This is a genomic window from Limnohabitans sp. (assembly GCF_034680285.1).
In the GTDB taxonomy this organism is placed as follows: Bacteria; Pseudomonadota; Gammaproteobacteria; order Burkholderiales; family Burkholderiaceae_C; genus Limnohabitans_A.
In genome coordinates this window covers 59,217-72,815 of the sequence record NZ_JAXITC010000012.1, presented here as the reverse complement: position 1 = coordinate 72,815, position 13,599 = coordinate 59,217, and the positions used below count along the sequence as shown (strand labels likewise).

Genomic DNA, 13,599 nt, shown 5'->3' with positions numbered 1-13,599 from the left:
AGCCTGATGGGTTGAGTGTCAACCGGGTTTGATTTGACCCTTGATGACGACTTCTTTCCACCGGGCTTGTTCGCTGGCAATGAAGGCCCCGTATTCGCTGGCCGGGCCCCCGCCTGCAATGGCACTTTCGGCGGCGTACTTGGCAATGACTTCAGGTGAGGTCATGGCTTTGGCACATTCTTGTTGCAGTTTGAGCAAGATTTCAGGCGGTGTTCCTACCTTGGCTGTGATGCCGTACCACTGCACGGTTTCAAAATTCTTGTAGCCCAATTCGGCCACGGTGGGGACGTCGGGCAGTACCGAGATGCGTTCGCGTGTGCCCACGGCGATGCAGCGAAGAGCACCGCTCTTGATGTGAGGCAACAGAGCCGGTGTACCTGCCGAAAACAGCTGGATACGTCCAGCCAACACATCGTTGAGCGCAGGACCCGTACCGCGGTAGGGGATGTGGGTGATGAACATGCCCGTGGCGAGCTTGAGCGCTTCCATGGCCAAGTGGCCGGCGCTGGCGTTGCCCGCAGAGGCGTAATTGAGTTGCCCTGGGCGCGATTTGACATAGGCCACCAGTGATTTGAGATCGGTGGCAGGTACGTCTTTGTGCACGACAAACAGACTGGGCACGCGCGAGAGCAGGGTGACAGGTACAAAGTCTTTGTTGACGTCGTAGCCGCTGTCTGGGTAGATGAGAGGGTTGACCGCCATCAGGCCAATGTGGCTCATGACGATGGTGTAGCCGTCGGCTGGGGCACGCATCATCTCTTGCATGGCGGGAACGCCACCGCCACCACCTTTGTTGTCAATGATGAAAGGTACGCCCATTTGTTTGGTCAATTCTGTGGCCATGGTGCGTGCCACGATGCTGGAAGTGCCACCCGGGGCGAAAGGCACGATCCAGCGGATAGGCTTGTTGGGCCAGGCCGATTGCGCGTTGGCATTGACGCCCGTAGCCGCTAAACCGGCAGCACCCATCCACTTCAGGTAATCGCGACGTTGCAATGGGAGTGAATTGATTTCGTTCATGTTTTTGACCGTGAATAAAAATGACAGGTAATCAAACCAAAAAAAACAAAAATCTCAAAGGGGGTTTTTACGTACCCATGGTTTTTATGAGCGTCGGAATTGTCGCCAAAGACTGGGGACGACCAACAGCAGGAGCGCCACAGCCATCAAGCTGCCTGACAGTGGCCGCGTGAAGAAGGTGGACCATTCGCCTTGGCTGATGGTGAGGGCCTGCCGCATGGACTGCTCACCCAGTGGCGCCAGGATCAAGCCGACGATGAGTGGTGCAGCCGGGAAGTCGAAGCGGCGCATGATGTAACCCAGTAAGCCGAAGACAAACAACAAGCCCACATTGAACACCGAGTTGCCAGCGCCGTAAACGCCCGCTGTCGAGATCACGATGATGCCAGCGTAGAGCCAAGGCGGCGGGATCTTGAGCAGCTTGACCCACAGGCTCACCAAGGGCAGGTTGAGCACCAGCAAGATCACGTTGCCGATGTAGAGGCTGGCGATCAGTGTCCACACCAGGCTGCCTTGTTGACTGAACAGTTGCGGGCCGGTCTGAATGCCGTAGCCTTCAAAGGCCGACAACATGATGGCCGCCGTGGCCGAGGTGGGGATGCCCAAGGTGAGCAAGGGCATGAGCACACCCGCAGCGGCGGCGTTGTTGGCGGCTTCAGGGCCAGCCACACCTTCGATGGCGCCATGGCCAAATTCTTCAGGGTGTTTGGAGAGTTTCTTTTCGGTGTAATAAGACAAGAGGGTGGGCAGTTCCGCCCCGCCTGCGGGCATGGCGCCGATGGGGAAACCAAAGAAAGCGCCACGGAACCAGGCTTTCCAGGAGCGTGCCCAGTCTTGTTTGCTCATCCACAGGCTGCCCGTCAATTTCATGACCTCACCACCTTTGGACTCGCGGCCTTGCCAAGCGAGGTACAGCGCTTCGCCCACGGCAAACAGGCCCACAGCGGCCACAGTGACTTCGATGCCGTCGAGCAATTCGGGGCGGCCAAAGGTGAAGCGGGGTTGGCCTGTTTGCAAGTCCACACCCACCATGCCCAAAAGCAAGCCCAAACCAAGCGCCACCAGTCCGCGCAGCATGGAATTGCCCAGCACGGCCGACACGGCCACGACCGACAAGACCATGAGGCTGAAGTATTCGGCCGGGCCAAAGGCCAGCGCCGCTTCGACCACCCAGGGGGCGACAAAGGTCAGGGCCAATGTGCCGATGGTGCCGGCCACAAAGCTGCCAATGGCGGCAGTGGCCAGGGCTTGACCCGCTCGGCCGCGACGGGCCATCTTGTTGCCTTCCAGGGCTGTGACCACAGCCGCAGATTCGCCCGGTGTGTTGAGCAAAATCGAGGTCGTGGAACCCCCATAGGCTGCACCATAGTAAATGCCTGCGAACATCACAAACATGCTGGTGGCGGGGACGTGGTAAGTGAGGGGGAGCAGCAAGGCGATGGTCAGCGCAGGGCCAATGCCGGGCAGCACACCGACCAGCGTGCCGACAAAGCAGCCCACAAAGCCCCACATCAAGGTGGTGGGTTGCAAGGCAATGGCAAAGCCACCCATCAGGGCGTCAAAAGCTTCCATGGGGTATCCGATCGAAAAACGTGAAGACTTGCTGGCGCAGCGCGGACGATGCCCGCGTCAGATCAGCCAAGGCAGTGCCGGTCCCAAACCTACGCCCAGCAATTGGGCAAATACGAACCAAAAGGTGCTGGCAATGGCGGCACAGATCATTGCAGACTTGAGTCCCAAAGGTGCGTCAAACGAGCGGGCCACGCCCATGCCGCACAACGTGGCGGGAATGACAAAACCCAAGGGGATCACCAGCGCGATGAAAGCCACACCGCCGCCCAGCAAGCTGAGCACCCGTACATTGGCGCCTGGCAGGGCAGACTGATCGGGTGCTTGGCTTTCGTCGGTTTGGCTACCGCGCCAAGCGCTGATGCCGTACAAAACGGCAAAAGAGCTGAGCGCGGCCACGATCACGCCCGGGGCGAGCACAGGACCTACGGTCATCTGCATCAAAGATTCCGGAATGACCGTGACCTGCCAAGCGGCCACCCCGCAAAGGGTGACCAGCAAAAGGGCGACGCGAAAAGGCGTCATGCCAAGCCCAGTTCTTTCATCAGAACTTCTTTTTCTGCAATGTCAGCAGCCAAGTCGCGTTCAAATGGGCGCTCGGTCATGAAGGCGTCGGTCCACTTGCGTGTTTCCAATTCTTGCTTCCATGCTGCAGATGCGTTGAGTTTGGTCACAAAGTCAATCATGGCTTCACGCTGAGCATTCGAGATGCCGGGGGGCGCGAAGACACCACGCCAGTTGGACTCGGTCACGTTGATGCCCAATTCGGCCAAAGTGGGTACGCTCACGCCAGGGATACGTCGCTTGCCGGACACGGCCAGCGGAATCATGCGGCCCGCTTTGATTTGCTCTTCAAATTCGGAATATCCCGAAATGCCTGCCGTGACTTGGCCACCCAAAATGGCCGCGTTGGCTGGACCGCCGCCTGCAAAAGCGACATAAGCGGCTTCGCGCGGGTTCTTGCCTAAAGCTTTGATCAACATGCCCAAAATCAGGTGGTCGGTGCCGCCTGCACTGCCGCCTGCGACCGACACCGCCTTGGGGTTGGCCTTGATGGCGGCTTCGAGCTCTTTCCAAGTCTTGATTTTGCCGTTAGCAGGCACCACGATCACGCCAGCTTCTTCAGTCAAGCGGGCAATTGGGGTCACGTCCTTGATGGTCACGGGGCTCTTGTTGGCAATGCCTGCACCGATCATGACCGAGCCGCCCACCATCAGGCTGTTGCCCTGGCCTTTGCGTTGGTTCACATAACGGGGCAGACCCACCATGCCACCGGCGCCGCCAACGTTTTCAAACTGCATGTTGCCGACCAAGCCTGCTGCTTTGGCTGCGCGTTCGATGGCGCGGGCCGTGCCGTCCCAACCACCGCCAGGTGCAGCTGGCACAAACATGTTGAGGCTGGCAATGAGGGGTTTGGCTTGCGCCCAAGCGGGCAGGGCCATGGATGCGCCAGCGGCAGCGCCGAAGGCCAGAAAGTCGCGTTTGGAAAAAGTCATGCGGGTCTCCTGTGTGAAAATGAAAACAACTCTGCGGGGCGCATGCCTCGAGCAGATTGAAGGATTTTGCGGCGTTGCTGGCCGTCAACCTGTCAAAGAGCTGTCAATTCCGTTCGGTAATTACCCTCAAACGACCCATGACCCCCCGAATTTTGTTGGTGGAAGACACGCCTGATATTGCCTTGTGGCTGGGGACGGCTTTGCGTCTGGGCGGCATGCAGGTTGAATTCGCCGCAGACGGGCATGCCGCTGAGCACAGCTTGCAGCTGGGGCACGGTTTCGATGCGGTGCTGCTCGATTTGCAGTTGCCCGGGCAAGACGGCCTGAGCGTTTTGCAGGCTTTGCGCGGGCGGGGTGATACCGTACCCGTGCTGATTTTGACGGCGCGTGCCAGTGTGCCTGACCGGGTATTGGGCCTGAACATGGGGGCGGACGACTATTTGCCCAAGCCTTTCGATTTGAGTGAACTCGAAGCGCGTTTGCAAGTTTTGCTGCGACGCCACGGGCGCGCCAAAACCACAGCCTTGCGATGGGGGCCATTGGAGATGCGGACCGACACCAACGAGGTGCAACTGCGCGGGCAGCCCTTGGCACTGACCCAGCGGGAGGCGGCGGCGCTGCGGGTGTTGCTGGCTTCGCCCCAACGCACTGTGAGCAAAGAGCAGTTGCACGCCGAAGTGTTTGCTGACGAGTCCGCTGGGCTGGACGCGGTCGAGGTGTTGATTTACCGATTGCGCAAAAAGCTCGAATCTTCCGCGCTGGCGTCCGGCGTATCGGTCGATGTGGCGATCACCACCTTTCGGGGCATGGGTTACATGCTGACCCAACCCGCGAAACCGCCAGAGGCTGCGTCTCCATGAGCCAGACCCCGCTGCTTTGGGCAGGTTCTGCCACCTCCTTGCGCAGGCGTTTGCTCAGCTGGATTTTGTTGCCGCTGGCTGGGCTGATTGGTATCAACGCTTGGGTGGGTTACGGCAACGCGGTACAAGCAGCCAATGAGGCTTACGACCGGTCTTTGTATTTGGCCGCCCGGTCTCTGGCCGAAGAGCTGGAATGGCAGGGTGCTGAGCTTCAACTCGATGTGACCAAGGCGGTTGGTTATTTGTTTGAAAACCACACGGGCTCGCGTTTGTTTTACAAAATCACCACGCCCGAAGGCCAGTGGTTGGCGGGTGTGGCGGCTTTGCCCGATGTACCTGCCCGCGCCCAGTCTGCCGTGAAGTTTTTTGCATTGGTGCAGTTTGACAATGGTCAATATTTGGGCCAGCCCGTGCGATTGGCGCAGCTCACGCATGTGGTGGAAGCCGTATCTGGTGTTAATGCGGCTGGGCCCCGTGACCCTTTGGTCAAGATCACCGTGGCCGAGACCATGGAGGCGCGCCAGCAACTGATTGAACACATCTTGTGGGACACGCTGGGCAGCCAGGGCCTGCTGCTGCTGGCGGCTGCCTTGTTGGTGGTGTGGGGTGTGCAGCGCGGCATCCGCCCGCTGGAGGCTTTCCGGCAGCAATTGGCCCAAAAAAGCGATGACGATTTTTCTCCCATCCAACCGCCGGATTTGCCGCGTGAATTGCGTCCCTTGATCGACACCCTGAACAGCTACTTGGACCGATTAGGCCGCTTGATTGAGATTCGCAAACGCTTTTTGGACAACGCCGCTCACCAGTTGCGCACGCCGCTGACCGCGCTCAAAACCCAATTGGCCTTGGCTCATCGCAATGCCGAGCCGGAAAATGCGCAGGCTTTGATGGCTGCGGCCCGCCAAACCACAGACGATGCGGTGCGTTTGACCGAGCAGTTGCTCGCCATGACGCGGGTCGAGCATGCCCGCGAAATGCACAGCCCCGAGCGTGTGGACCTGGTGGACTTGGCCCGGCGGGTGACGCAGGAGCATTTGCTGCGTGCCCACCAATCGGGTGACGATTTGGGCCTGGAGTTGCAATTGGCGAGCAGCGAGGTGCAGTGCGTGGAATTGTTGCTGCACGAAGCGCTGAGCAACTTGATCGACAACGCCATGCACCACAGTTCTGTGGGCACACACATCACGGTGCGGGTTGGGTCCGGTTGGGTCGAGGTGGTGGACGATGGCCCGGGCATTCCGCCTGAGCACCAAGCCCATGTGTTTGAACGTTTTTACCGCGCCGCGCCCTCAGGTGTCTCGGGCAGTGGTTTGGGTTTGGCCATTGTGAAAGAAATCGCCAATCAACAAGGCGCTGAAATCAGCCTGGTCAGCCCTGTGGCAAACGGTCGCGGTACAGCGATCCGCTTGTATTGGCCACTTGCCTGAACCCCATCGCCCCGGGGGCGAGGCTCCCACTAAAAAAATTCTCTCTGTAGGAGCGACACCCTCCTCGCAATAGGCGCTTCGCAGACCTAAAACTTCAGGTGTAACGCTTGCTGCGCAGGTTGTTTTTCATGTCCCGCAGATTGGGCTGCAGTTCTTCGCCAATGCGCAAGGCCACGGTGGTGGCCAAAATGTCGATGATCAACAGGTGCAGCAGGCGAGAGACCATGGGGCTGTATTTGTCGTAGCCCTCGGGGTGGTCGGCCGTGAGGTGGATGTGTCCGGCGCTGGCCAGAGGCGAGCCGCTGGCGGTGATGACAATGGTCGTGGCCCCTTGCTTTTTGGCAATGTCGCAGGCGTCCATCAGGTCGCGGGTGCGCCCTGAGTTGGAGATGATCACCGCGCAGTCACCCGGCTTGAGCATGGAGGCGCTCATCACTTGCATGTGGCCGTCGCTGTAGGCGATGGCGTTCACCCCCAGGCGAAAGAATTTGTGTTGCGCGTCTTGGGCCACGATGCCCGAATTGCCCACGCCGTAAAACTCGATGCGGCGGTTGGTTTTTTGGGTAGCAGCCAAGGCTTGCGCAGCGTGTTCCAGTGCGAACGAGCTGGCGTCGTTGCGGTACTTCAAAAACGCGGCCACGGTGTTGTCGATGACCTTGACCGCGATGTCGCTGGTTTTGTCGTCCACATCCACGCTGCGGTGGATGAAGGGGACGCCTTCGCTCACACTGCCAGCCAGCTTCAGCTTGAAATCCGACAAACCGTCGTAACCCACACTGCGGCAAAAGCGCACCACGGTGGGTTTGCTCACATGCGCGCGGTCGGCCAACTCGGTGACGGGTAAGTTGGCAAAGGCCCGTGGGTCAGCCAAGACCAGCTTGCCCACGCGTTGCTCGGCCGGGGCCAGGGAGGGCAAAGAGGCTTTGATTCGGTCGAGCATGGTGTGTCTCCGGTTTAAATTTCTTCAGACCAGCAAAAGCCGTCGCGGGCGATCATGGCGCTGGATGCGCTCGGACCCCAGGTGCCCGCAGCATAAGGGCGTGGGCCCATGGTGTCGTTCTGCCAGTGCTGCAGGATTGGCTCTACCCAACGCCAAGCTTCTTCTTGTTCATCGCTTCGCACGAACAGGTTCAGGCGGCCGTCCAGCACATCGAGCAGCAAGCGCTCATAAGCGCCCACGCGTTGGCTGCCAAAGCGCTTGTCAAAGTCCAGGTCCAGGTGCACAGGGCTCAAGGTGGCGCCACCGCTGCCTTCGCCGCGCTTGCTTTGGCCCTGGGCGAACAGGTGCAACTCCAGTCCGTCTTTGGGCTGCAAATGGATGACCAGTTTGTTGGCTTGCCCCATGGGACTTTTGAAGATCTCGTGCGGCGTTTTGCGGAAATTGATCTCGATGTGCGCCTCTCGCGAAGCCATGCGTTTGCCAGTGCGGATGTAGAACGGCACGCCCGCCCACCGCCAGTTGGCGATCTCCGTGCGCAGCGCCACAAAGGTTTCGGTGCTGCTGCTTGGGCTGACACCTTGCTCTTCGCGGTAGCCGGGCACGGCTTGGCCGAACACATTGCCTGCGCTGTACTGACCGCGGATGACGTGCTGGCTCAGGGTTTCGGGCGTCCAGCGTTTCAAGGCGCGCAACACCTTGAGCTTTTCATCGCGGATCGCGTCGGCGTGGGCGTTGATGGGCGGCTCCATCGCGATCGCGCAAACCAATTGCAAGGCGTGGTTTTGAACCATGTCGCGCAGGGCGCCGGTGGTTTCGTAAAAGCCGCCGCGTTTTTCCACACCCAACTCTTCGGACATGGTGATCTGGATGTTGGCGATGTGCTCACGCCGCCACAGGGGCTCAAACAAGGCATTGCCAAAGCGCAGCGCAAACAGGTTTTGCACCGCAGGCTTGCCCAGGTAGTGGTCGATGCGAAAAATTTGCTGTTCTTTGAAGACCTTGCCCACCGCCTCATTGATCGAGCGGTTGGAGGCCAGATCATGGCCCAGTGGCTTTTCCAGCACGATGCGCGTCTTGGCGGTGTTCAAGCCGTTGGCCGCCAATTGCTCGCAAACGGTGGTGAAAAGGCTGGGTGCGGTGGACAAATACATCACCACGCTGTCGGTCTCGCGCTCGGCCAAACGGGCTGACAAGGCCGCATAAGACTCTGGCTTGGACAGGTCCATGCGCACGTAGCACAGCATGCTGGCAAAGCGGGCGAATTCTTCAGGGTTGGGGCGCTTGTCCCCGTCCACTTGGTCAAAACGCGACTGGATCTGCTGGCGGTATTGCGCGTCCGTCATATCGTCGCGGCCCACACCGATGATGCGGCCACCTTCAGGCAGACTGTCGTGACGGTACGCCTGGAACAAGGCGGGCATGAGTTTGCGCCAGACCAAATCGCCCGTGCCGCCAAAGAAAACCAAATCAAAAGCCATGATGTTCTTGAGTTACATGAAAAATTGATTTGTAATGTAACTTTGTTTCACAGATAATTCAAGCGACTTCTCAAATAAACGCCATGAACCAACTCGACGCTCTCAAAAAATTCACCACCGTGGTCGCAGACACTGGTGACTTCAAACAACTGGCCCAGTTTCAACCACAAGACGCGACCACCAACCCTTCGCTGATTCTGAAGGCGGTCCAAAAACCCGAATACGCGCCTTTGTTGGTCGATGCGGTGAGCGCTCACCGGGGTCAGCCATTGGATGTGGTCATGGACCATCTGCTGGTGCGTTTTGGCTGCGAAATTTTGAACACCATTCCGGGCCGTGTGTCGACCGAAGTCGATGCCCGTTTGAGCTTTGACACCGCCGCTACCGTAGCGCGCGCGCGTCGCATCATGGCGCTTTACGAGGCGCAGGGCATTTCCCGCGAGCGGGTGCTGATCAAGATCGCCTCGACTTGGGAGGGCATTCAAGCCGCCGCCGAGCTGGAGCGCGAGGGCATTCGCTGCAACCTGACGCTGTTGTTTGCGTTTTGCCAAGCCGTGTCTTGCGGCCAAGCCAAAGTGCAACTGATCTCGCCCTTTGTGGGCCGCATTTACGACTGGTACAAAAAGTCTGCGGGTACCGCTTGGGACGAAGCATCCAAAGCGGGCGCCAACGACCCCGGCGTGCAGTCGGTGCGGGCCATCTTCAACCACTACAAAAAGCACGGCATCGCCACCGAGGTGATGGGCGCGTCGTTTCGCAACATCGGTCAGATCACTGCGCTGGCCGGTTGCGATCTGTTGACCATCAGCCCTGAGTTGTTGGGGCAGTTGGCCGCCAGCGATGCAGCGCTGGGTTTGGCGCTGGACGCCGCTGCCGCGCAAAGCATGGATTTGCCTGCGGTGAGTTACGACGAAGCAGCTTTCCGCTTGGCGCTCAACGAGGACGCCATGGCCACAGAAAAGCTTGCCGAAGGCATTCGGGCGTTCTGTGCCGATGCGGTGAAGCTTGAAGAATTGATGAAAAAGGCCTGAGGCATGCGCTGTGACCAAACCCCGGCCTGGAAGGCGTTGACAGCTCATGCGAGTGAGGCCAAGGGTTTCGATTTGCGAACGGCCTTCGCACAAGACGCCAGTCGGGTACAGCACCTGAGTCAGAACGCCCCGCATGTCTTTGCCGACCTGTCCAAAAACCATGTGGATGCCGCCACCGAAGCCCTGCTGCAAGCGCTGGCCCAACAGACGGGGCTGATTGCGCACCGAGATGCCATGTTCCGGGGTGAGCATATCAACACCACCGAGGACCGCGCTGTCATGCACTGGCTGCTGCGCCAACCCGAAGGCTCCTTGGGTGGGGATTTGGCCGAGCCGCTGGCGCTGGTGCACGCCACGCTCCAACCCATGCTGGCCTATGCCGAGACCATCCGTGCCGATGCGCAGATCACCGATGTGGTGAATATCGGCATTGGCGGCTCCGATCTGGGCCCTCAGATGGCGGTGCTGGCGCTGCAGGATTTTGTGAGCGAGGGCAAACGCTTCCATTTCGTGTCTAACGTGGACGGCCATGAACTGGCTTCGGTACTCAAGGGGCTGAAGGCTGAGCACACGCTGTTTTTGATCGCCTCCAAAACTTTCACCACCATCGAGACCATGACCAATGCCCGCTCGGCGCTGGCATGGTTACAGGCACAAGGCGGCACCCAGGTGGCCCGACACTTTGCGGCGCTGACCACCAACGTGGCGGCGGCGGCCGATTTTGGGATCACCACCACTTTTGGGTTTTGGGACTGGGTGGGCGGACGTTACTCCATGTGGTCGGCCATTGGACTGCCGCTGGCCATCGCCATTGGCACGCAGGGTTTCAAGGATTTGCTGGCCGGAGCACACGCGATGGACCAGCACTTTCAGACTGCGCCGCCAGAGCTCAACTTGCCCATGCGCTTGGGGCTGCTGGATGTCTGGTACCGCAACTTTTTGAACTACACCAGCCGCAGCATTGCGCCTTATCACAGCGCCCTGCGCCGCTTGCCCGCGTATTTGCAGCAGCTGGAGATGGAGAGCAACGGCAAGCGGGTGGACCGAAACGGGCATGCCTTGCCCTTCGATACCTCACCCGTGCTCTGGGGCGAGCCGGGCACCAATGGCCAGCACGCTTACTTTCAGATGCTGCACCAAGGCACCGACGTGGTGCCGCTGGAGTTCATCGCGGTCAAAAAGCCCACGCACAATTTAACCGACCACCATGAACTGCTGCTGGCCAATGCAATCGCGCAGGCCCAGGCGCTCATGGTGGGCAAGTCCGACGAAGGTGGGCACAAGCACTTCACCGGTAACCGACCCAGCACCTTCTTGCTGCTCGATGAACTCACGCCCGCCAGTTTGGGGTCGCTCATCGCCTTACAAGAGCACCGCGTGTTTGTGAGCGGCTCCGTCTGGGGCATCAACAGCTTTGACCAATGGGGTGTGGAACTGGGCAAGGTCCTGGCCAAAGACATCCATGCCCGAATGGCCTCGGGGGATGTCACCGGCTTGGATGCTTCAAGCGCTGGACTGCTCGAGCGGATTCGCTGACGCTTAAACCCCTAGCACCCGTGCGGGGCTCCTACAGAGTCAGACGTTTCGTCTTCCCCTGTAGGCGCGGCGCCCCCGCCGCGATAAGGCCAATGTTGTGGGTTTTCAGTGCTTGTGCGTGCTGTGGTCGTGATCTGCTTTGGCCGCCTTCACTTCCAAGGTCCCGCGCATGCCTGCCTCGTAATGCCCGGGAATCAGGCACGCCATTTGCAAGCGGGTGGCCTGGGCAAAGGTCACCACCAACTCGCCGGTTTGCCCAGCCCTCACGCTGATGGCAGCCCCTGTGCCATGGTGGGGGTGCTCCTGTTGCGCCGAACCTTTTGCCGCGGCTTGTTTCATCACCTCAGCGTGTTCACGAATGGCCTCGTCGCTGCCCAGCACCATTTCATGGGTCGTGCGGCCCGAATTGGTGATGACAAAACGGATGGTTTCACCGGCTTGCACCTCAATCTGGCTGGGCGTGAAGCGCATTTGGTCGTCCATGTTCACGGCGATGCTGCGGCTGACCACTTGGGCCTGAATGGGGTCAGCTGGCCCAGTGGTCCCAGCGGGTGGGGCGCCATGGTGGTCATCTGCTGCAACGGCCTCGCCATGGCTGTGCCCTGAGGCTGCCCAGTTGGGGTGGCGTTCAAGCCATTGCCAAGAGGCCCAGCTGCCCGCCGTCACGGCTGTGCCCAGCACCAGCACATACGCTGTGGCCGCTCGCGGCCAGTGGCGAGGCGCACTCAAGCCCAGAGCCAATACAGAGATGAAAAAGCCCAGCGGCACCACCCAGGCGCTGCGCGCAGGCGAGTCTGGAAAGTGCTGCAAACCGCCCGTGAAAAAGCCCAAGCCAATCGACAGCAATGTGCCCAGCACCAAGGTTTTCAGTAAACCTGTTTGCGGAGAATCAATCGTTGGGGTGTTTTGCCGATGCTCCAGCCAAGCCCCGAGCACAAATAAAACGATGCCAATGGCTGCGGTCCAGAGGGAACGTGTGCCGCTGAAAAAGCCGTGGTTCACAGCCCCAGAAATGAAACTGATGCCCGAGTACTTGAGCAGCATCGCGCCATGGTGTTGTTGAAAAGAAGAAGTCATGCGTCCATCCATGCGCAGCTGTTAACTGCGCGTATTCATCGATCTGCTGCGCAGGCAAGGGCCCGCACAGAATGGGAAAAGAGTGGAGCGCTTAGGCGATGGGAGGGCGAAATAAAGGCTGAAAATTCGTACTTTGCCAGCCCTGTGGCGCCAGCTGAGGCTGGCCGGATGGCGCAGTGTGCTGGGCCTTGTTCGTCCAGTGACCCAAGCCCACCGCACAGCAATGGTGACAGTCGTCAAGTGAGGTACAGCGCGTGTGGGCGTCTTCGGAGGTCGAGGTCGTATCGCTCGATGACTTGTCGGCTTGATTCTCTGAGTGTCCGTGGCAGTCAGTCGATGCCATGAAGGCTATGGTGTTGATGGCGAATGGACTTTCTCTGGTTTGTTCCGTGGGCGCCCTGTTTTGATGGGCTGTTGCCACAGGGGTTTGCAAGTGTGATTGCCAACCGGATTGCAAAGATGTGGGCATGGCCATGACCGAGCTCAAACTCAACTTGAGCAGCATCCAACCTATTAAAAACCATGAACAACAACGCATGTCTTCATCTTAACGACTGAACCTTGAACGCTGCAGGCAGGTTTGAATTTGCCTGCCGGATGACTGGCCATTTTGAAGAGGGCATGATCCATGGCGTCACTGTCAAGTAAAGGGTACACACTTCATGAGCCATTCACCAATGAACGCCTTGTCCAGACGCCAATGGCTTGCAACTGCGGCCGTGATCATTGGCGCAGGATTCCAGCTGACTGCGATGGCGCAGGCCACCACCGTGCAGGTCTGGAAAGACCCCAATTGCGGCTGTTGCCATCTTTGGATAGAACACTTGCAGTCCAGCGGCTTCAAGGTCGAGGTCCGTGACGTAGGCAACGCCGCCGCCCGCAAGCGCTTGGGCATGCCCGAAAAACTCGGCTCTTGCCACACCGCCACCGTGGGTGGCTATGTGATTGAGGGCCATGTGCCTGCCGCGGACATTCACCGTCTGCTCAAGGAGCGGCCTGTGGCTTTGGGTTTGTCAGTGCCTGGCATGCCAATTGGCAGTCCCGGCATGGATGGCCCTGAATATAAAGGGCGTAAAGACGCGTTTGACGTGTGGTTGGTACAAAAAGACGGCACTGCGAAAAGCTTTCAGCGATACCCGGGTCAGGGCCGTATGGCCTAGCTTGA

At 59.3% G+C, this 13,599-nt stretch carries 12 protein-coding genes; 5 read left to right on the top strand and 7 right to left on the bottom strand.

All coding sequences use genetic code 11. The annotated features are described in order from the left end of the window. Positions 1-18 precede the first annotated feature (18 nt). The 4 genes from SWE17_RS11085 to SWE17_RS11070 all read right to left on the bottom strand — a co-directional run bounded on the left by SWE17_RS11085 (position 19) and on the right by SWE17_RS11070 (position 4,085). Positions 19-1,020, bottom strand: coding sequence for a tripartite tricarboxylate transporter substrate binding protein (locus tag SWE17_RS11085; RefSeq protein WP_322993157.1), 1,002 nt, complete (start codon positions 1,018-1,020; stop codon positions 19-21). 84 nt (positions 1,021-1,104) lie between these two features. Then, a complete protein-coding gene (locus tag SWE17_RS11080) occupies positions 1,105-2,592 on the bottom strand; it encodes a tripartite tricarboxylate transporter permease (protein ID WP_322993156.1) in 1,488 nt (495 codons plus the stop codon). Between the two features lie 57 nt (positions 2,593-2,649). Then, a complete protein-coding gene (locus SWE17_RS11075; protein WP_322993155.1) occupies positions 2,650-3,114 on the bottom strand; it encodes a tripartite tricarboxylate transporter TctB family protein in 465 nt (154 codons plus the stop codon). After that, positions 3,111-4,085: a tripartite tricarboxylate transporter substrate binding protein gene (locus tag SWE17_RS11070; protein ID WP_322993154.1), complete on the bottom strand. Its 975-nt coding sequence runs from the start codon at positions 4,083-4,085 to the stop codon at positions 3,111-3,113. Before SWE17_RS11070 ends, SWE17_RS11075 begins: the two co-directional genes overlap by 4 nt. Positions 4,086-4,222: 137 nt before the next feature. Between SWE17_RS11070 and SWE17_RS11065 the strand changes: the two genes are divergently transcribed. Beyond that, positions 4,223-4,945: a response regulator transcription factor gene (locus SWE17_RS11065; protein ID WP_322993153.1), complete on the top strand. Its 723-nt coding sequence runs from the start codon at positions 4,223-4,225 to the stop codon at positions 4,943-4,945. After that, positions 4,942-6,372 (top strand): sensor histidine kinase, encoded by a 1,431-nt coding sequence (locus SWE17_RS11060; RefSeq protein WP_322993152.1) that lies wholly within the window; start codon positions 4,942-4,944, stop codon positions 6,370-6,372. The genes SWE17_RS11065 and SWE17_RS11060 overlap by 4 nt, the downstream gene beginning before the upstream one ends. Before the next feature lie 94 nt (positions 6,373-6,466). Here SWE17_RS11060 and SWE17_RS11055 read toward each other — a convergent pair whose 3' ends face one another. Together SWE17_RS11055 and zwf are read right to left on the bottom strand one after the other, a co-directional pair. Continuing rightward, positions 6,467-7,312, bottom strand: coding sequence for a MurR/RpiR family transcriptional regulator (locus tag SWE17_RS11055; protein WP_322993151.1), 846 nt, complete (start codon positions 7,310-7,312; stop codon positions 6,467-6,469). 14 nt (positions 7,313-7,326) lie between these two features. Then, positions 7,327-8,790, bottom strand: a complete 1,464-nt coding sequence (gene zwf / locus SWE17_RS11050) for a glucose-6-phosphate dehydrogenase (RefSeq protein ID WP_322993150.1) — start codon at positions 8,788-8,790, stop codon at positions 7,327-7,329. Between the two features lie 83 nt (positions 8,791-8,873). On the opposite strand from zwf, the gene tal reads away from it, so the two are divergent. Beyond that, a complete protein-coding gene (gene tal, locus SWE17_RS11045; RefSeq protein WP_322993149.1) occupies positions 8,874-9,821 on the top strand; it encodes a transaldolase in 948 nt (315 codons plus the stop codon). A 3-nt stretch (positions 9,822-9,824) separates the two neighbouring features. After that, a complete protein-coding gene (gene pgi, locus SWE17_RS11040; RefSeq protein WP_322993148.1) occupies positions 9,825-11,357 on the top strand; it encodes a glucose-6-phosphate isomerase in 1,533 nt (510 codons plus the stop codon). 105 nt (positions 11,358-11,462) lie between these two features. Here the strand turns inward: pgi and SWE17_RS11035 are convergent, their stop codons facing one another. Further along, on the bottom strand, positions 11,463-12,434 hold the full coding sequence (locus SWE17_RS11035; RefSeq protein ID WP_322993147.1) for a cupredoxin family protein: 972 nt from the start codon (positions 12,432-12,434) through the stop codon (positions 11,463-11,465). Positions 12,435-13,096: 662 nt separating this feature from the next. Between SWE17_RS11035 and SWE17_RS11030 the strand changes: the two genes are divergently transcribed. Next, positions 13,097-13,594, top strand: coding sequence for a DUF411 domain-containing protein (locus SWE17_RS11030; RefSeq protein ID WP_322993146.1), 498 nt, complete (start codon positions 13,097-13,099; stop codon positions 13,592-13,594). Positions 13,595-13,599: the final 5 nt, after the last annotated feature.